22 protein-coding genes and 1 tRNA gene are annotated in these 18,160 nt (G+C 66.8%); 16 read left to right on the top strand and 7 right to left on the bottom strand.

The features are described from left to right. Positions 1 to 119: 119 nt before the first annotated feature. The 3 genes from FDZ84_RS17430 to FDZ84_RS17420 all read right to left on the bottom strand — a co-directional run bounded on the left by FDZ84_RS17430 (position 120) and on the right by FDZ84_RS17420 (position 1,260). Positions 120 to 473, bottom strand: coding sequence for an RNA polymerase-binding protein RbpA (locus FDZ84_RS17430; protein ID WP_246869185.1), 354 nt, complete (start codon positions 471 to 473; stop codon positions 120 to 122). Positions 474 to 502: 29 nt separating this feature from the next. Next, positions 503 to 745, bottom strand: coding sequence for a hypothetical protein (locus FDZ84_RS17425; RefSeq protein WP_168584103.1), 243 nt, complete (start codon positions 743 to 745; stop codon positions 503 to 505). 200 nt (positions 746 to 945) lie between these two features. Continuing rightward, positions 946 to 1,260 carry a hypothetical protein gene (locus FDZ84_RS17420; protein WP_168586770.1) on the bottom strand — a complete coding sequence of 105 codons (315 nt, stop codon included), beginning with the start codon at positions 1,258 to 1,260 and terminating at the stop codon, positions 946 to 948. A 110-nt stretch (positions 1,261 to 1,370) separates the two neighbouring features. On the opposite strand from FDZ84_RS17420, the gene FDZ84_RS17415 reads away from it, so the two are divergent. Together FDZ84_RS17415 and FDZ84_RS17410 are read left to right on the top strand one after the other, a co-directional pair. Beyond that, on the top strand, positions 1,371 to 1,781 hold the full coding sequence (locus FDZ84_RS17415) for a DUF5753 domain-containing protein (RefSeq protein ID WP_246869184.1): 411 nt from the start codon (positions 1,371 to 1,373) through the stop codon (positions 1,779 to 1,781). A gap of 25 nt (positions 1,782 to 1,806) precedes the next feature. Beyond that, positions 1,807 to 2,013, top strand: coding sequence for a DUF397 domain-containing protein (locus FDZ84_RS17410; RefSeq protein ID WP_168586768.1), 207 nt, complete (start codon positions 1,807 to 1,809; stop codon positions 2,011 to 2,013). Between the two features lie 1,420 nt (positions 2,014 to 3,433). Here FDZ84_RS17410 and FDZ84_RS17405 read toward each other — a convergent pair. Together FDZ84_RS17405 and FDZ84_RS17400 are read right to left on the bottom strand one after the other, a co-directional pair. Continuing rightward, positions 3,434 to 4,285, bottom strand: coding sequence for a phosphoribosylaminoimidazolesuccinocarboxamide synthase (locus tag FDZ84_RS17405; protein WP_168586767.1), 852 nt, complete (start codon positions 4,283 to 4,285; stop codon positions 3,434 to 3,436). Then, entirely contained in the window at positions 4,285 to 5,034 is a 750-nt protein-coding gene (locus FDZ84_RS17400; protein WP_168586766.1) for a GntR family transcriptional regulator, read from the bottom strand. The genes FDZ84_RS17405 and FDZ84_RS17400 overlap by 1 nt, the downstream gene beginning before the upstream one ends. Before the next feature lie 232 nt (positions 5,035 to 5,266). Between FDZ84_RS17400 and FDZ84_RS17395 the strand changes: the two genes are divergently transcribed. The 13 genes from FDZ84_RS17395 to FDZ84_RS17335 all read left to right on the top strand — a co-directional run bounded on the left by FDZ84_RS17395 (position 5,267) and on the right by FDZ84_RS17335 (position 15,889). Next, complete coding sequence (locus FDZ84_RS17395) at positions 5,267 to 5,539, top strand: helix-turn-helix domain-containing protein (RefSeq protein WP_246869070.1); 273 nt, start codon at positions 5,267 to 5,269, stop codon at positions 5,537 to 5,539. Position 5,540: 1 nt separating this feature from the next. After that, entirely contained in the window at positions 5,541 to 5,810 is a 270-nt protein-coding gene (locus tag FDZ84_RS17390) for a hypothetical protein (RefSeq protein WP_168586765.1), read from the top strand. Further along, a complete protein-coding gene (locus FDZ84_RS17385; RefSeq protein WP_168586764.1) occupies positions 5,810 to 6,019 on the top strand; it encodes a hypothetical protein in 210 nt (69 codons plus the stop codon). Before FDZ84_RS17390 ends, FDZ84_RS17385 begins: the two co-directional genes overlap by 1 nt. A gap of 120 nt (positions 6,020 to 6,139) precedes the next feature. Then, complete coding sequence (locus FDZ84_RS17380; protein ID WP_168586763.1) at positions 6,140 to 7,189, top strand: hypothetical protein; 1,050 nt, start codon at positions 6,140 to 6,142, stop codon at positions 7,187 to 7,189. Further along, positions 7,177 to 7,833 (top strand): hypothetical protein, encoded by a 657-nt coding sequence (locus FDZ84_RS17375; RefSeq protein ID WP_168586762.1) that lies wholly within the window; start codon positions 7,177 to 7,179, stop codon positions 7,831 to 7,833. The genes FDZ84_RS17380 and FDZ84_RS17375 overlap by 13 nt, the downstream gene beginning before the upstream one ends. 26 nt (positions 7,834 to 7,859) lie before the next feature. After that, entirely contained in the window at positions 7,860 to 8,282 is a 423-nt protein-coding gene (locus FDZ84_RS17370) for an RNase adapter RapZ (protein ID WP_168586761.1), read from the top strand. 86 nt (positions 8,283 to 8,368) lie between these two features. Further along, positions 8,369 to 8,824, top strand: coding sequence for a hypothetical protein (locus tag FDZ84_RS17365; RefSeq protein ID WP_168586760.1), 456 nt, complete (start codon positions 8,369 to 8,371; stop codon positions 8,822 to 8,824). Next, positions 8,821 to 9,108, top strand: a complete 288-nt coding sequence (locus FDZ84_RS17360) for a hypothetical protein (protein ID WP_246869069.1) — start codon at positions 8,821 to 8,823, stop codon at positions 9,106 to 9,108. The genes FDZ84_RS17365 and FDZ84_RS17360 overlap by 4 nt, the downstream gene beginning before the upstream one ends. Beyond that, on the top strand, positions 9,105 to 10,196 hold the full coding sequence (locus tag FDZ84_RS17355) for a hypothetical protein (protein ID WP_168586759.1): 1,092 nt from the start codon (positions 9,105 to 9,107) through the stop codon (positions 10,194 to 10,196). Before FDZ84_RS17360 ends, FDZ84_RS17355 begins: the two co-directional genes overlap by 4 nt. Beyond that, positions 10,196 to 12,430, top strand: coding sequence for an FtsK/SpoIIIE domain-containing protein (locus FDZ84_RS37825; protein WP_210435599.1), 2,235 nt, complete (start codon positions 10,196 to 10,198; stop codon positions 12,428 to 12,430). Before FDZ84_RS17355 ends, FDZ84_RS37825 begins: the two co-directional genes overlap by 1 nt. Before the next feature lie 210 nt (positions 12,431 to 12,640). Further along, positions 12,641 to 13,585: a bifunctional DNA primase/polymerase gene (locus FDZ84_RS17345; protein ID WP_168586758.1), complete on the top strand. Its 945-nt coding sequence runs from the start codon at positions 12,641 to 12,643 to the stop codon at positions 13,583 to 13,585. Beyond that, positions 13,582 to 14,634 carry an AAA family ATPase gene (locus FDZ84_RS17340; RefSeq protein ID WP_168586757.1) on the top strand — a complete coding sequence of 351 codons (1,053 nt, stop codon included), beginning with the start codon at positions 13,582 to 13,584 and terminating at the stop codon, positions 14,632 to 14,634. The genes FDZ84_RS17345 and FDZ84_RS17340 overlap by 4 nt, the downstream gene beginning before the upstream one ends. Positions 14,635 to 14,866: 232 nt before the next feature. Next, positions 14,867 to 15,889: a site-specific integrase gene (locus FDZ84_RS17335; RefSeq protein ID WP_246869068.1), complete on the top strand. Its 1,023-nt coding sequence runs from the start codon at positions 14,867 to 14,869 to the stop codon at positions 15,887 to 15,889. An 82-nt stretch (positions 15,890 to 15,971) separates the two neighbouring features. On the opposite strand, the gene FDZ84_RS17330 is transcribed toward FDZ84_RS17335, so the two are convergent. After that, positions 15,972 to 16,044: transfer RNA gene (locus FDZ84_RS17330), tRNA-Ala, on the bottom strand. A 253-nt stretch (positions 16,045 to 16,297) separates the two neighbouring features. On the opposite strand from FDZ84_RS17330, the gene FDZ84_RS17325 reads away from it, so the two are divergent. Next, on the top strand, positions 16,298 to 17,548 hold the full coding sequence (locus FDZ84_RS17325) for a phenylacetate--CoA ligase family protein (RefSeq protein WP_246869067.1): 1,251 nt from the start codon (positions 16,298 to 16,300) through the stop codon (positions 17,546 to 17,548). Here the strand turns inward: FDZ84_RS17325 and FDZ84_RS17320 are convergent. Further along, positions 17,531 to 18,160 carry a UdgX family uracil-DNA binding protein gene (locus FDZ84_RS17320; protein WP_168586754.1) on the bottom strand — a complete coding sequence of 210 codons (630 nt, stop codon included), beginning with the start codon at positions 18,158 to 18,160 and terminating at the stop codon, positions 17,531 to 17,533. The two genes, FDZ84_RS17325 and FDZ84_RS17320, sit on opposite strands and share 18 nt — an antisense overlap.

Here is an 18,160-nt window from a genome sequence, read left to right as displayed (position 1 = left end):
CAGGCGCCAGCACGGGCTGTCGTAGTCGTCCAAGACGTAACGGCCGGTCTGGCTGAACGACCCCGGATCGACAGGGCGCAGGACATCGAGCTCGGCCCGGGTCGGCAGCCACGGGCCAGTCACGACCGTTCCCGTGCGGCAACAAGCTCGCTGAGCCGCTCGTCGAGAAGCGTTTGCAATTCACCGGGGCTACGGCGCTCCAACACGTACTCCAGATGCGTTCGCGACGGAGACCCCAGCTGCGCCCTCTCCACACCCGAGCACGTGCCATAAACCGCCATGACCCCGGCCGACAGATCCGCGCGCACAGCCACGACGCCATGCCGACGGCAATCCCACAACTCCGGCGCCACGCTGTCGACGGCGAACACGACCGCGAACTCGTCACCCCTGGGACAAACGTATCGCTCGACGAAACGCTCAACCGGTTCGTAGTCCTCCGGCCGCTGGTAACTGGTTGGGATACGCGGCACCGAACGCCCCGGAACGTATGCCTCCACGCCTATACCCCCACGATTGCCGCGATCCTCGCCGCAACGTCCTCGCGCAACGCATGCCGACCGGTGCTCTCGGCTCCGCTGGCCTCTCGCTCGACCCGGTCGCGGAGATGCGCGACCGTCAACGCACCCTCGCCCGCGCCGGCATGCTGACCGGCCGGCTCGGCGAGGTGCATCCGCCAACCAACGAGCACCAACAGCACGAGCCCCGGCATGAAGCCTGCGAGGAACATCAGTAAAGAAGACACCCCAGCTCAATCCTTTCCGAAACATCGAGGACACCTCGACAGGCGCCCAACCACAGACGGATGCGGCGGCGTACACACCGCCCCGCACACAGCGAGCCCCAGCCACACCTGGCCGAACGGCACGCGCCTGGCATTCCCGCGCGAGACCCGATGCAGGCGGGCGGTGAACAGCCCCGGCCACCCCTCGTCCGCCCAATCGGTCATGACATTGCATTGCCTGGAACCCACAACAGATCCAGGGAGCGCGCCCGCGCCAGCTTCGGCGCGTTCGGGGCACCGTGCGGGGGAAGGGCGACCAGCTCCATCACTACGTCGGCCACTGCGCCCCGCCTTTCCCACAACGCTGGCGACGGTCCCTCGAAACGCATCTCCTCGACACGAACCCGCGCCGCTACCGCGTCAAAGGCGGAATGGGCGATAAACATGTCGATCGCGCTGTCGCGGATCCGAAAGCCCTGCACTGCGAGAAGGCTGTCGACCTTCCGCGGATGCACGAACCGGAACCCCGCGAGCACGGCCGCCTCCAACGCCGCCAAGTGAGGCCGCAGCCACGGCTCGGCATCTGCGCTGGCACCCTGCACCGCTGCACGAGCGAACATCTCCCCACCGCCTTTGACCGCCGCGGCTGGAGCGGCAGAACGTACTCACGAAGGCAGACGCTCCAGAGGTCACGGCGGTCCTATCCGAGTCCGGTCTTCGACGGATGGTTGGAAGCGCCAAGATCATGCGGTGCCAGCTTGAACACCTTGCGAAGTTGGCCGAGCAGCCGAACATCCACCTGCATGTGGCTCCGTTCCGGTGTCGAGCAGTCGCGGCGTTGGCCTACCCGTTCATCAGATTCCGAGTGCCAGCAGCCAACGCCAACACGCCCGCACTGGAGTTCGTGTTCGTCGAGCAGCTCACGAACGGTGACTACCTCGATAGCCCGAACGAGGTAGAGGAATACAGTGTGCTGTGGAGCGGGCTGTTGGGAGCTGCCCTCGATCCGGTGGAGTCGCGGGAGCTCCTGCTCTTCATAGCAGCCGAGTTCGAATGATCCGCGCCCCAAAGGAGAAAGACCAATGACCCCGACTAGGAGATTCAACGGCTGGCACAAGGCGCAGGCCAGCTCAGGAACCGGCAACGGCTGCGTGGAGGTCGGCTACGCGCCTGGCTATCGTGGCGTGCGCGACTCCAAGCTCGGCGAGGCCAGCCCGGTTATGGCCTTCGACCACCGAAACTGGTCGGCCTTCCTGACAGCGGTCAAGGCCGGCGAGCTTGACGGCTGACGAATGAGCCGAGCGCCAGGTCCGGCAGGTGCCTGACGGGGCGCTCATCATTCCGAGGTATCGCTCCGAGTCTTCTCGCCGAGCTTGGACCTCGCCGGCGTGCCTTGGCGCTCTTGAGCGCCATCGCTGAGAAGTGCGCCTTGCGAGCCGACTCCGCTCGTCGGGCGCGCTCCTCGGGGGCAAGATGCCGTCGGGGTCGACTTCGCGCTCGAACCGGTCGTGAGCCGCTCGACGGGCTGCCGCGGTTCGTGCCGCTCGATCTTCCGTGTGTGCCCAGGATCGGTGTGCGGCAACATTGGCGCTGCTGCAAGCACTTGAATTCACCGCCGAGCTTGCCGACCGTGTCTCGATCATCCACCCGAGGTAAGTCGACCACGTCTCGTTGGCAGGTCGCGGTAGATCCGGTTTAGTCAAACGTTGAGCCGCGCTTGTGCGCTTGCTCCCCATGTCGATCATGCTCCAGTCAAGGTGTCACCGAACTCAGTGCAACACCTGGTGAAGCCGCAACCCGAGCACAAAAAGGGAGAAACACCGTCTTACCCGGTGTTTCTCCCTGCGATGTGGAGCTGACGGGATTCGAACCCGTGACCCCTTGACTGCCAGTTCTTTTCGGTTTCCGCGACCTGGAAGAACAGGCTCGATCGGCCTTCGCGTCCGTTGCGTCGACCTGCACGTTTCGCACCCGTCGCCAGGTTCGCGGTCCCCCGATGGTCCCCAAGTTGCCCCTCGTGAACCACGTCCGTCTTTCGACAACCGAAGGCTGCAACATTGGGGATCGGACAAATCCCCCAATGTTGCAGCCTTCTTTGTCGCCACTCCCCCACTCAAACCCTTGCGCCCCCTGAAAAGCGCTCACAGGCTGTCTCAGCGGCTCATGAGAAGCCCTGAGATGGCACTGATTAGCCGGAGTCCTCGAAGACCGAACGCCGCCCTGCGGAAGGCCACGGTCCTCATCAGGCTCAGAATGACCTGACACATCTTCCAAGCGGCGGGATGGACTGGGCTACCCCCGCTGTGATGGCAACGATGAGCGGCAGCGGTGACACCCTCCGTGGAGGGTGTCACCGCCAAAACCGCAGTTCAACGTACCTTTAGTGACAAAGTGACAACGGTGACACTGCCCGCATACATGGAGCCATCACTTGCACCGAACCAAGCGAGAGGCGGGCTCCCAGATGGCCCCTCAATCACCGTGGATCCGCCGGTTGTAGGCCGAGTGGTTCTCGTCGATGGCGTCTTCATAACGCATCAGAGGTTCGATTCCGAGTCCTCGTAGCAGCATGCATGCGCCCTGCACACGGAGCCCCGGCTCGTCAGGAAGTGTGACGTGCTCGGGCCACAGACCTCTCTCGACTAGAAGTGCCTCGACATCGCGGATTAGCGCGTAAGGGTCGTAGGATTGACGCTTACCTGACATCGCTCAACTCACCTCGCTCGGCGCCCATCGAAGACCAGTAATGCGTTCATACACCTCGGTGTAGCGGCTACGGGTTGCCGCGACAATATCCGCAGGGATTGCCGGGCCCGGCTCGGTCTTGTCCCAACCAGTCGTTAGCGACCAGTCGCGGACGAACTGCTTGTCAAAGGCGTGCTGAGTTTTACCCGGACTCCAGGCGTCGGCTGGCCAAAACCGCGACGAATCCGAGGTAAGAGCTTCGTCGCCAAGGGTCAGTGTTCCGTTCTCATCCCAGCCGAACTCGAACTTGGTGTCAGCGATGATGATGCCTCGCTCGGCCGCGTGCGCAGCGCCTCGTGAATACAACTCGATCGTGAGATCCCTAAGCTGTTCAGCGACCTCGCGCCCCTCCTGGTACACAACATCGTCGAAGTTGATGAACTCGTCGTGCCCGGTGTCGGACTCCTTGGTAGTCGGGGTAAAGATTGGCTCAGGAAGACGGTCCCCTTCGACAAGCCCCGCAGGCAATGGCACCCCGGAAACGGTGCCCTGCTTCTGATACTCACGTAGGCCGAGTCCTGCCAAGTAGCCGCGAGCAATGCATTCAACCTTGACCATCTTAAGCGGCTTACAACGCATGCTTCGACGCTCAAACCCGCTGGGCACATCGGTAGCCGAAATCATGTGGTTCGGCACAACGTCCTTGAGCTGCTCAAACCACCATGCTGACAGCTGATTAAGCAACGCTCCCTTGTCCGGGATGGGAGTAGGAAGCGACACGTCATAGACCGACACACGATCGCTTGCGACAAACAGAATCTCGCCATTGTCTAGTTCGAATAGATCGCGAACTTTGCCCGTGTGGATGTGCTTCATTACCGTTCCTCATTGGTGTATTCGTAGAAGACCCAGTGTCCGGGAAGTGCCGTTGATTCGCCGTACTCGATGACGACACCCTCCGCATCCAGGAAGCGATTGCGGCTCATCAGCACTGCAGAGCTGACATCAATGCCAAGCTCTCCCGCTTCTTCTTCAGAGGCAAGGCCTGCCGCGTGCTGCACGTACGTGGCGGCGACGGCATGGCCCGTCCGCTCCTCCACATACTTGGCAGTGCCCTGCACGATGCGACCAGTCTCAAGCAGGAGGGGCGCCTGCCGAGCGAACTCGCTGGTAAACCACGACACCGAGGTCGAGACCGGTGTGTCTTCGGCCGTAAACGTTGTCCGCTGACGCCGGACCGCGGGCGCGCCGGCCTCGATGCCAAGGGCGTCGGCAACCATCTCGGGGGCAGGCACCAGTTCGGCACTGCGAATCTTTGCGTAGTGCCCTGGCGGGTAAATCTTGCCCGTTCGATGGATCGAAACCACCCGATCACGGGCGGAGTGATGCAGGGAGCCCTTCGACTGCACGACCGACCCAACTCCCGGCTTGGAGCGGATCAGTCCATCAGCCCGCAGCGTGGCAAGCGCCTTGGCCGCAGTCGCCATAGCGACGTTCCACGTGCTCATGATCTTTCGAGCAGAGGGAACGGGGTCCCCGTCCTTCAGGTGGCCCGCGAGGATCTCACCCTGGATGTGCTTAGCAATCTGCACATAGGGCGGATCCGGACGCTCGATCGTTGGCACGGTTCTCTCCTCACAGAGGTTCTGACTGCGTTCTAGCACGCACACACATCAGGTCCAAAACACCAGGTTACAGCCTTGCCAATAGCCGTACTAGAGCACCATGTTGACGGCGCTCTAGAACACCTGCTAGCTTCTCCTCCGTCGCACTTTTCGCAGGAGTCGCAGACAGCAAGAAGCCCCGGTCGGTGCGGCAACACCAACCGGGGCACACATCGAAACCTCTGGAGAAACGATGCAGGTCAACGGTACTGCGGCCCGGATGTTCCGGGTCAAGGCAGTCGCCCAGATGCTCGACGTTCACGTCTCGACGGTCTACCGGCTGGCGGATTCGGGGCGGCTGCACTCGGTCCGGGTGGGTTTCGGCAAGGGAGGGTTGCGCATCCCGGCCGACTCGCTGAACGCCTACCTCAAGAGCTTGGGCATGGCCCCGGTCGAGACGCCCGTGACCGACGGCGACTCGGCCGCCGAGGCCACCAACGACGCGCAGGTTGGGGAGGTGGCCTGAGATGGCTGCCTTGAAGAAGATCTCCGTGGCGAAGGACCTGCTCACAGGGGACCTTGAGCGTGCCTACGCCGAGTTCATGCGGGTGTCGATTTCGGACGCCCCGGCGCGGGCGGTAGCTGCTCGCCGTGACCTGGCGCGGCTCTACAAGAGGCTGATCGGGTCGTTGGCCGGGCAGTCGATGCCGCTGGCTTACGCGGTGCTTGCCGCTGCGGACGAGCTGCTGTGCGAGGCCAAGGAGATCGAGGCTCGTCACGTCGGGGGTGCGGCGTGATGGCCGGGGCGTCGTTGTTCTTCCCGTCCTGGCTGGGTGAAGCGATCCTCGCGGTGCTGGATCGACTGGATGACCAGTTGTCCGAGCTGATGAGGGTGGACCCGCCGCCGTCGGCGGAGCGGCTTGACCGGGTGGCAGCGCTGTATGAACGGCAGGCGCGGTGCTGGAACGTTCTGGCCGCGCACGTCACCGGCGAGCGGGTCGTGTAGGTCGCGATGTTCAGAGCGCGAGCGCGTGCGGAGTCCTACGCCGAGAAGTACCGGGGTTTCGCCGAGTCACGCCGCGAGTTCGAGGCGGCCAAGGCGCAGCGCGGGGCCGGGTGATCAGGGATGGCCGGGGCGACCGTGCGGCTTGTCGATGTGATCTGCAATGACTGCCAGCACGACATCATGAAGCAGGGATGGGGGCAGCGGTTTCTTCCGCTGATCGAGCGGGATTTCAGTCAGTGCGACCGGTGTGCCGAGACCGTCGACGCGACGTGCCAGCGGTTCGGGACGTCTGAGTTGGTGCTGGCCAAGCCGTTGCCGTTCCTGACCGAGGATGAGCGACGCGAATACATCGCGGTGCACGAGGCGGCGCATGCCGTCGTCGGCGAGCACCTCGGGATGGTCGTCGAGTCGGTCGTCGTGGAGAAGCATGAATCCGTAGCCGCAGGCCGCGTCATTCCAGCCGCCGGGGTTACGGAGTGGGCCATCGACAGCCTCCGGGCGTCGACGCTCGGTGACTACGCCGCGATGACGGTGGCGGGCATGCAGGCCAATCAGCGCTGGTTGGCGTCGCGTGGCCAGGACACCCACCCCAATCGTCTTGAGGTCGCCGCCGGCGGCAATGGCGACATCTTGTCCCTGGAACACGCCGTTGACGGACGTTTCCCGATGCGGCAGGTGATGAAAGAAGCCCGCGCCAGCGCCGACACGGTGATCTCCGGCCAGTGGGACCAGATCACCGCGGTGGCCCGCGCGGTGCTCGCCAACGGGCGGATGGACCGCGATCAGGTCCGCGACGTCATGCACACCGCCGGCCACCAAGGCCGCATATCGAAACCGGTGCCGAGGAACGAATCGGCGACCGACAGCACCCGCCACACCCCCAACCCAAGCAAGCACGCCACAACCACGGGAGGAACCAGCATGGCCGGTATCGAGGAAATCATTGCCGCGATCTCCAACACCAGCAGCAAGAGCGAGCAGATCCAGGGCGCGTTGGCGCAGGTCCAGCAGTGGGCGACAGAGATCGCAGGGCACCTGCACATGGCGCTTGGCGAGTCCGGGCAGCACGAAGTTCAGCAGGTCATCGGCCTGTTCCAGGAGCTGGCCGAGCAGCGCATCACCGAGCTGCACCAGCCAGCGGCTCTAAGGGGGCAGGAATGTGGTTCCTGAACAAGCAGCAGCGGGAGTACCTGGTCGGGGACTCGTCCAAGGGGGGTCGGCGGCGCGCGGAGCTGACCTGCCCGGGACATAAACCGCACTACGGCGAGCAGCTCACGGGCATGACGGTGCGCTGGCACTGCGAGTGCGGCGCCTACCGGGACGAGATCGACGCGCCCCCTCCGCAGGGCAATGACCGGCCTTCCGGGGACTACCTGGAAATGAAAGTCAGGGACCTGCAAGGCGACACCGGCCCGTGGCGTTCCCAGGTCACCGGCAAGCCCTTGCCGGTCAAACGTGAGCCGGTCCCGCCGGCCGGTTCCACCCACCACGACACCACTCCGGTGGCCGCGCCCGCGGGCACCACGACTGCAGGAGGTTCTGGCATGGCCGGTATCGAGGAAATCATTGCCGCGATCTCGACGACGAGCAGCAAGAGCGAGCAGATCCAGGGCGCGTTGGCGCAGGTCCAGCAGTGGGCGACCGAGATCGCCGGGCAGCTGTACGACGCGTTGGGCGGTAGCCACCAGGCCGGGGTTCAGCACGCCATCGAGGTGTTCAGCGAGCTGTCCGAGGGCGGGCAGCGGATCACCGAGCTGCAGCAGCTCGTCTCGGGCGCGGTTTCCGAGGTTGAGCAGTACGGCCAGCGGCTCTGAATCTGACCATGATGGAGGACACCACCATGAAGCCCGTTCGCGTCGTGGCCATCAGCTTCGGCTACGGCCACGCCCCGGCCCCGCGCGCTGACATCACGCTTGACGTCCGCAGGCACTTCCGTAACCCGCACCACGACCCCGCGATGCGGTACCTGACCGGGCAGGACCAGGCGGTGCGGGATCACGTGCTCGACACCCCCGGCGTCCTGCGGTTGATCGAGGACACCGCCGATCTGGTGCGCAACCTCCTCAACGCCTCCGCCGCCACCAACCAAGTTCTGGTCGCGGTCGGCTGTGTCGGCGGCCGACACCGCAGCGTGGCCATCGCCGAAGGCATCGCGGCCGCTCTGGTCATCGGAGGGATCAACGCCGCCGTCAGCCACCGCGACATCGACCGCGAGGTCCTGCCCGCAGGAACCCACCAGCGGTTGGACAAGGGCAGCAACTGATTCCGCCCCGGCCCGGCAGCTATTCCGCCAAGAACCGCCTGCCGGGCCGGGCTCCCAACCACCTATTAACCGTTAGGAGAAGTTCGATGCTACGCACTCTGTCGTGCCTGGCCCTGGTGCTGGTCGGCACCGTGGGGTTGGCCGCGTGCGAACCCCGCCACCGCACCGGGACCGGCACGAAGACATCCGGGGATGTCGTGATCGCGACGGGAATGTCGCGTGAGGGCAGCGTGGAGACGCACTTCGTTGAGTGCGCCGCCGACCCGAACGCCGAGCTCGGTGACTACCAGGTCGTGGTCTCAGCGGAGGTCGGTTACGGCATACCGGAGGGCGCGCCATGCCCGGCTGGGCCGCGCGAACCCATGGCACACCAGGAGAACCCCGAGCTGTACGCCGAGCTGTCGCGTGCGGTGTCCGAGCCGCTGCCCTACGGCGGCGGAGACATCCACTCCGACTGCGGCGCATGGGAGACCGACGACAAGGCCAACGCCCGGGAACTGGCCGTGGAGTGCCCACCGCTGAAGTGGGGAGACCTGCGATGAAAACGGTGCTGATCTGGACGGCGTCCCGGCTGGTCGAGCTCATCGCGCTGGTGATCCTGCCGCTGACGCTGCTGGCGTTGCTGGTGCTGGGCCGGTTCACGGTCGCCACGGTGTTGCCCGCGCTGCTGCTGGTGACGCTGGCGGTGGTCTCCGGTGTGGTGCGCACCACCAGCCTGCTGGCCTTCGGCCTGATCGCAGTCCTGCGGGGCGTGATGGTCGGCGTCGATCGGCTCGGCGAGTACGCCCCCGCCCCGCGGTTCCTTCCGGAGGTGAACAGCCGATGACCATGATCTACGACCCGCGTGCGGCGCGGACCATCGCCAAGGCCGAAGCTGCCAAGACGAATGCCCAGACCGAGGCGCTGCGAGAGCAGACCCGCCAGGACCGCGAGGACCGGCAGGCCGAGACCGCCCGCCAGGAGCGGAAGGAAAGGCGGCAGGAGCGCCGGGAGCGGTGGGAGCGGTGGCGCAAGGCCGCCCCGGACACGGCCCTGTCGGGGTTGTGGGCGGCGCTGATCGTCGCTCCGCTGCTGCTGGCCTGGGACGCCCAAGCGGCGTTCGCAGCGAAGGTCCTGCACATCCCGGCAGGAATGTCGTGGTTGTTCCCACTGGCGATCGAGGCCGGGGCGTGGGTGTGCGCGTTCGAAGCGCACCGCCGCGCCAGCCGGGGTGCCCCGGTGGGGTCGCTACCGCGGTGGATGTGGGTTTTGGCCGGCATCGCCGCCACGATCAACGCCGCCCACGGCACCGCCGACTACGGCATCGCCGCCGGGCTCGCGCTGGGAACCCTGTCGCTACTCGGTGTGCTGCTACACCACATCCGGCAGAACCTCAACGCCGCCGAAGCCACCGGCGTCCCGACCGGGTCGCGGCTCGCGCGGTGGCTGCACTTCCCGCTCCTGGCCCTCGCCGCGGCGAGGATCGCGACCCGCGCCAGGGTCGACCAATCGACGGCGTGGGAAGCGGCGTGGATCGACCGGCACGGGGTCGGCCCGGCTGCCAGCAAGCGGGACCGGAAGCTAGCCAAGGTGATCGTCAAGCGGCAGATGACCGCCGATCGTAAGGCCGCCGAAAACGGTGGGTTCGTGATCGTCAACGGCGTCATCCTCCGCACCACCCTGCCCCCGCTGGACGCCCCCACCGAGCAGCCTGCGGCGGAGGTTTCTACCCCGATCGAACAGCAGAAACTCTCCGACCGCGCCGCCTCCCTGCTCGATCAGGCGCTTGCGGCGATCGAGGCCGGGGAGCTTCCCGAAAGGCCGTCGGCGAACGCCCTCCGCAAGCGCTTCGGCGGTGCGATGGAGACCGCCCAAGAGGTCCGCGACGCCCTGTCCGACATGCACCCGGTCGACACCGAAAGCGAGGCCGCGTGATGACCGCCGTCCACGACCACGACGACACCAACCACGAGGCTGAGGTGATCCCGTTGCCGGTGCGGGCCACAGCCGAACGTCTAGGCGACGACCCGGCAAACGACGAGCCCATCGAGGGCGAACTCGTGCCCGACACGACCAGCCGCGCGCTGGCCCGTATCAAGCGCGGGCCGGTGATTCCGCCAGCACTGGCCGGTAAGGCCAAGCGGGCCGCCGAGGTGGCGCTGCCCGCCGGGGCGCAGGCCGTCAAGTTCACCGGCCGCCACCTGTACTACGTGGGTGGCGGGGCGTGGGACACCCTCGCCAGCGGCTACGGCCGCTGGACTGGGCGCGATATCGACGCCCGGATCGCCGCTGCTCAGGCTGCCGGGGATCACGGTGTCGCCGCGCAGCTCTCGGCGCAGCGCAACGAGTCCCGCAGGCTGTTCCTGGAACGCATCAAGGTGTTCGGGCAGCTGATGATGCAGGCCCCGAAGTTCATCGCGGCTACCGGCCTGCTGACCACAGCCATCACGCTGATCGTTTCCATCGCGGCATGGGCAACGCCCGGCGGAATGGGCTTCGCCGACGTGTGGTCGGCCCTGATCAACGCCCTGGTCGGCGGCTTCGACTTCGTCGTGTGGGCCGCCTCGTGGGCGCCCTGGGCCGGGATCGCGCTGCTGGTCGGGCTGCTGATCAAGGGCTACAACCACCGCCGGCGCCGCCAAGACGTCCCCGCGTTCCTGGCCACGCCAGGCACCGGCAGCACCGAGGTGGAGATCACGCCGAGTGTGGTGGTCTCGGCGTTGCAGCGCTCGGGGATTCCCGCGCTGCGGCGCGCGATCGACCGCATGGACGAGCACCAGCGGGCCGCGATGCTCTCACCGATCAAGCTCGCCGGGTGCGGGGTCGAGGTGGACGTCACCCTGCCGTCCAGCGGTGATACCACGGTCACGACCGAGCAGGTGCGGGCCAAGCGGCAGGCCGTCGCCGAGGGGTTGGGCCGTCACGAGCACGAGGTGTTCATCACTAAGGCCCCGGCGGCGCGCACGGTGCGGTTGTGGGTCGCCGACTCCGGGGCGCTCGACGAACCGATCGGCCCTTCTCCGCTGGTCAACGACGGGTTCGACGCCGCCGACATCTTCTCCGGCCGCGCACCGTGGGGCGTGACGCTGCGCGGGGACGCGTTCCTGCTCAAGCTCTGGCAGTGCCACCTGCTGATCACCGGCTTGTCCAACCAGGGCAAAACGGTGGCGTTGCGGTCGCTGCTGCTGTGGCTGCTGCTGGACCCCTCGGTCGAGGTCCACCTGGCCGACCTCAAGGGCGTCGGCGACTACAACATGCTCAAACCGCTGGTCAGCACCTACATCGCCGGGCCGACGGATGAGCACGTGGCCGACGCGACGGACATGGTCGAGTGGGCGGGGGAGGAGATGAACCGCCGGATCACCGAGCTCGAAGGCAACGCCGACCGCTACCCCAACGGCGTCACCTCGGAGCTCTCCCGCGACCCCCACAGCGGGTTCCACCCGATCGTCCTGGTCGTCGATGAAGCGCAGGTCGCCTACGAGTGCACCGCCAAGGACGAGCAGGGCATCCCCTACGGCGGTGCGAAGGCCAACAGCCGGTTCTTCAACGCGGTCCGCAAGATCCAGAACCAGGGGCGGGCGGTGAACGTGACGTTCTGGCAGGGCACCCAGGACCCCACCAACGAGAACCTGCCGATCCGGGCCCGCAACGGCGCACACATCCGCGCCTCGCTGGTGGTGGCCACCGAGTCGCAGTCCCGCATGGGAATGGGTGATGCCGCCGTGGACGCCGGCGGTGCCGCACCGCACGAGCTGCGGCAGGGCCTTGATAAGGGCGTGCTGGTGGTCAAGGACGCCAGCAACACCATCGAGACCGTCCGTACCCACTTCATCGATGGCAACGCCGCCGAGATCATCGCCGAACGCGCCCGCCAGGCCCGCCACCACATTCGCACCCGCGTCAAGGAAACCGAGCAGCGCGATCTGCTCGCCGACGTCGCCGAAGTCCTCGCCGACGATGGCAAGGTCAAGGCCACCGATGTGGTCGCGCGGCTGCGCACCTTCGCCCCGAACTACCGGCCCTACGAGCAGCTCAACGCCGACAAGCTCAAAGCCCAGCTCGACGCCGAAGGCGCGCAGGTGACCAAAGCAGGCGTGCTCATGGTGTATGCGGAGCGTGTTCACCAGGCCCTCGCCGCCCGTGAGGGAGGGAACGACGCCGGGTAGCCGAAAACCCGCCCACAGCCGGGCTTTCACGGCCTCCCGCTCGTCGTTCCCTCATTCCCTCCGCAGAGCCTTTCCGCAGCTCAACCCGAGGGAGCGGGCACAGGGAACGGGATAGGGAATTTTCCCTCGCCCTCCCGGAATTCCCTGTCCCGTTCCCTCACCATTCCCTTCCCAACTTGTGACTCTTCGTGTCCAAAAGAGGTTCCGCTGATGCCGTCGTACACGCTTCTCAACGCTGCTCTGGCCGTCGCACGGCGCGGCTGGCCGGTGTTCCCGCTCAGACCACGAGGCAGCTTTCCCGCCCTGCACGGGCACGCCGAGTGCCCCGGCACCGGGGTGTGTGCCGACGGCCACCTCAAGCCCGAACAGCGCGCCACCATCGACGCCGACCGGATCCGCGACTGCTGGAACCACGACGACTACAACATTGGCATCCCCCCGGGCCGAGCGGGCAACGTCGTCCTGGACTTCGACATGCCCAAGCCCGGCAAGCCCGTCCCACCGAAGTGGGGCGAGCAGGGCGCGGCCAACGGCATGGACGTGTTCCTGCTCCTGTGTGCCGAGGCCGGGCAGCAGCCGCCGCTGGAGACCTTCACCGTGCGCACACCATCCGGTGGAACGCACCTGTACTTCACCGCTCCGGACGGCATTGAGCTGCGCAACACCCAGGGCGAGCGCGGCAACGGCCTGGGGTGGGGCATCGACACCCGCGCCCACGGCGGCTACGTCGTCGGCCCCGGCTCGATCCGCCGCGACGGCCGCTACACCATCACCCACGACCGGCCGCTGCTACCGCTGCCCGCCTGGCTGTGCGAACGCCTCACCCCCGCACCGCTGCCACCGCAGCAGCCGACCCCGATCACCACCGGCCACGGCCGACGGGCCCGCTACCTCGACGCTGCGATCTGCGCCGAAACCGAGCGCGTGCGCACGGCAGGAGGCGGAGAGCGGAACTTCTCCCTGTACTGCGCCGCGAACGCTCTCGGCCAGCTGGTCGCCGGGGGCGAACTCGGCGAGCAGGAAGTCACCGAGCTGCTGTTGCACGCCGCCCACGACCACGTCACCGCCGGTGCCTACAGCTGGAACCAGGCACACAAGACCATCGCCTCCGGCCTGCGCGCCGGGGCCGCCCGTCCCCGAAAGGTCGCCGCGTGAACAATCCGCAACCATCCGGGGCCGACAACGTGCGCCCGCTGCGCCCCGAACTCGCCGACACCTTCGCCACCGCCTGGACCGCCGACAGGCTCATGGCCGCCGAGTTCCCCGAACCCCGGTGGGCCGTGCCCGGAATCTTCTCCGAAGGCGTCAACGTCCTGGCCGGGCCGCCCAAGGTCGGTAAGTCCTGGATGTCTCTCGGCCTGGCGCTGTCCGTCGCGGCCGGAGGCCAGGCGCTGGAGTCGATCGACGTGCAGCCCGGCCCCGTGCTCTACCTCGCGTTGGAAGACACCCCACGCCGGTTGCAGACCCGCATGGGCAAGCTCCTCGGCGGCAAGCCCGCCCCACCGGGTCTCACCCTGGCCACCGAGAGCCCCGCGTTGCCCGCCGGGGGCGATCAGGCCATCGCCGGATGGCTGGAACGCAGCCGGGACGCACGGATGGTCGTGCTCGACGTGTTCGCCAAGATCCGGGGCGTCCCGCCTGCGGGCATGTCCGCCTACGACGCCGACTACGCCGCCGTGTCCCGCGCGAAACGCATCGCCGATCACTACGGCGTCGCGATGGTCCTGGTCCACCACGTCCGCAAGATGGGCTCTGAGGACTTTCTCGCCGAAGTGTCCGGCACCAACGGCATCGCCGGAGCCGCAGACGCCGTCCTGGTCCTCAAGCGCGGCCGGAACCAGGCCGACGGCGTTCTCAACGTCACCGGCCGCGACGTCGACGAAGCCGAATACGCCCTGTCCTTCCAAGCCACGACGGGAAGTTGGCAGCTGCTCGACGGCCCCGCCAGCGACCACACCCTGAACGACACCCGCGCGACCATCCTGCGATTCCTCCGCGACAACCCCGGAAACGGACCAACGGCCATCGCCGCAGGAACCGGAATCAAGCTCGACTCGGTGAAGCAAACCTGCCGACGCATGGTCGAATCCGGCCAACTGCGCGTCGCGACCGGCGGCAAATACAGCCCCGCCAACGACGGCCCCACGTCGCCAGTGTCACCACTGTCACCCAGTCACCAAATCCCCTTTGACCAGCCCGAATAACGGTGACAACCCCGAAGCCCCGGTGTCACCGCACAACAAAAGGAAGTCCACTGTGAACAGCCCCAAGCGACCCCCGATCGGCGTTTCCCTCTCCGCCGACGTCGAACACCGGCCTAACCGCACACTGCCGTTTCGTGCACGTGTCCGTTGGGTTGACCCCGAAACGAAAACGAGGCGCTCGATTTCCGAAAGCTGCCTGGACGAAGAACAAGCAGCAGAGTGGATCGACCGCATGCAACGTGCAGCATCAGCGGGGATCGACCCGCTGACCGTCAATATGAGCCTCGGAGAATACGGCGACGCGAACATGACGCTTGCTCTTCGGGGTATCGAGATGAAAACCACCGATCCGTACTTGGCCGGGTGGCGAAAGCGAGTTGTTCCGACGCTTGGCCACATCCCGGTTCGGATGATTACCAACGGCGCGGTCGATCGGGCCGTTCACGGTTGGATCGCCGACGAGCACAGCCTTTCCACTATCAAAAACACCCTCGCCGTGCTCGTCCGAGTCATGGAACAAGCCGTGCGCGACGGCATCATCGACATCAACCCGGCTCGCGTCACGGGCTGGCAACACGAATTCCGCCAGGCTGAAGACGAACTCGATGACCCGCGTTCCCTCGCGCTTCCGGACTGGAAGTCGCTGAAGCGCCTTGCCGACGCGCTTGTCGCCCGCTCGTCCAATGAGTACGCGGGCTGGGGGGACGTGGTGCTCTTCGCCGCCTGCACGGCCGCCCGCATCGGTGAGGTGTCCGGCTGCCGGGTCAAAGACCTCGACACCACCGAGTGGAAGTGGAAGATCCGGCGGCAGACCACCACAGCGCCCGGCGGGCTCGTCGACAAGGGCACCAAAGGCAAGCGCGCTCGGACAGTGCCACTCATCGAAGAGATTCACGAGCTTGTCAGTAGGCGCATCGCCGCGACGGATGGAAGTCCTGACTCGCGCCTCTTCACCGGACCGCGCGGCGGTCGGATCACCACCGCCGTGCTGCGCGACGCAACGCACTGGGATGAGGTGGTGAACAAGCTCGGGTTCGAGCACCTGCGGCGGCACGACCTACGGCACACGGGGCTGACGTGGCTCGCCGACGCTGGGGTGAAGGTGCACGACCTCCGGAAGATCGCCGGTCACGCCTCACTCACCACCACACAGCGGTACCTGCACAGCAACGAGCAATCGGTCACCGATGCCGGCGCTTTGCTCTCCAAACACCTGCGTCGGTCCCCAAGTGGTCCCCAGCTCCGAGCCGTTTAGTTCAGCGACGCGATCATCGATCGAGCATCAAGAAGGCCGGTTACCTGGGATTTCTCCCTGGTAACCGGCCCTCTGAATTGCGTGGAGCTGACGGGATTCGAACCCGTGACCCCTTGACTGCCAGTCAAGTGCGCTACCAACTGCGCCACAGCCCCTTGTTCTATTTTCCCGAAGTGTTCGGTTCGTTCGGTGTGCTTTCCCGAACCGCTCATCTCGTTGTGTGAATACAGTACAACAGGCATCCGGAGGGGTTTTCAGGGGGGTCCCCCTCTTGGATCTACCCAGGGCTCCTGTCGAGCTGCTACACCCGGGGTCGTGGCGACAGCACAGCGCGTGCGTCCTTCGCTGGTGGCTCCCGAGGCCGAGGGGGCTGATCCCGAGCGACGCCGTGAACTGCAGGAACATTGGTTGCGCAGGTTGGTCGACCGGCTGCTGGCCGCCGGCGGCGTGCAGGCCGGGCGGCTTCGGGACTGCGGCGTCTCGGCGGGTTCCGACGTGCGGCTCGCCGATTTGCACCGGTTGCCGTTCGTCTCCAAGCAGGACTTCTGGGATCACTACCCGTTCGGGCTGCGCACCGCCGCCGACGAGGACGTTGTCTGCGTGCACGGCACGTCCGGCACGTGGGGGCGGGCGACGCTGGTGCCGTACACCGCGCGTGACGTCGCCGTGTGGGCGGAGGTGATGGCGCGGGCATTGGGCGGGGCAGGCGTGACGCGGCGCAGCTTCGTGCACTGCGCCTACGGGTACGGCCTGTTCACCGGTGGGCTCGGCGTGCACCACGGGGCGACGCGGATCGGCGCGACCGTGCTGCCGGTGTCCAGCGGTGCCACCGACCGGCAGCTCCGGTTGTTGCTCGATCTGCGCCCCGATACGTTGTGCTGCACACCGTCGTACGCGATCTACCTCGGCGAGGCGTTCGCGTCGACCGGGATCACCGCCGAGCAGTTGTCACTCCGGGTGGGGCTGTTCGGGGCCGAGCCTTGGACCGAAGAGATGCGGTTGAGCATCGAGGGGCTGCTGGGGTTGCGGGCGCTCAACATCTATGGGCTCACCGAGGTGATCGGCCCGGGTGTGGCGTGCGAGTCGTTGGACTCCGAGGGACTGCTGAACATCGCCGAGGACCACTTCTACCCCGAGGTGGTCGATGCGGACGGCGAGCCGCTGCCGGACGGCGAGGTCGGCGAGTTGGTGTTCACGACGTTGACGAAGACCGGCGCTCCGCTGCTGCGCTACCGGACCGGCGACGTGGCCGCGCTGGCCGGGCCCGTGCCGGGCTCGGCGCGGACGCTGCGCCGGATGAGCCGGGTGCTGGGCCGCACCGACGACATGCTGGTCGTTCGCGGCGTCAACGTGTTCCCGTCGGAGATCGAAGCCGTGCTGCTGGCCGATCGGCGGGTGGCACCGCACTACCTGATCGTCGAGGACCTCCGCGACCGGTCGCGGCCGGAGCTGCGGATTGCCGTCGAGCCGCAGGACCCGCACGACGACACCGACCTCCTGGCGGACCAGCTCACGGGCGCGCTGCAGGCGCGGCTCGGCATCACGTGCATTGTCCGGGTCCTACCGCCTGACCACATCCCACGCGCCGAATCGGGCAAGGCCCGGCGGTTGGTGCGCTGGGAGCACGACGGCGTCGTGCCGCTACCCGGCCTGGAGTGATCGCAAGGCTTGCGCCGCCACCTGCAGGTCCGCGACGAACCCCTGATACACCGCCTCCCGGTCATCGGAGCGGAGGATCGCCGACGGGTGGATCGTCGCCACCACCTGGGCTTCGTGATCCGGCAGGTCCAGCACGGTGCCGCGTTCCTTGGTGATCCGGAACGACGTGCCCAGCATCCCCTGGGCCGCGGTCGCGCCGAGGCAGATCACCAGGTGCGGCTTGACCACGCGCAGTTCGGCGTCCAGCCAGGGGCGGCACGCGTTCACCTCGGTGCGGGACGGTTTCTGGTGGATGCGCCGCTTCCCGCTCACGCGCTCGAACTTGAAGTGCTTGGTGGTGTTGGTGAGGTACACCTCGCTTCGCCGGATGCCGGCCTCCGCCAACGCGCGGTCCAGCATCCGGCCGGCGGGTCCGACGAAGGGCTCGCCCTTCCGGTCCTCCTGGTCGCCCGGCTGTTCGCCGATCATCACGACCCAAGCGGTCTCCGGGCCCGCGCCGAAGACCGCTTGGGTCGCGTCGCGGTAGAGACCGCAGCCCCGGCAGTCCTGCACCGCCTTGCGCAGGCCCGGCAACCGGGCCTGCGGTGGGACGAACTCCTCGGCGCCGGACAT

It is taken from the genome of Saccharopolyspora sp. ASAGF58 (genome assembly GCF_012277335.1).
In the GTDB taxonomy this organism is placed as follows: domain Bacteria; phylum Actinomycetota; class Actinomycetes; order Mycobacteriales; family Pseudonocardiaceae; genus Saccharopolyspora; species Saccharopolyspora hattusasensis.
The sequence above is the reverse complement of the archived record's forward strand: the minus strand, read 5'-3'. Positions and strand labels throughout refer to the sequence as shown.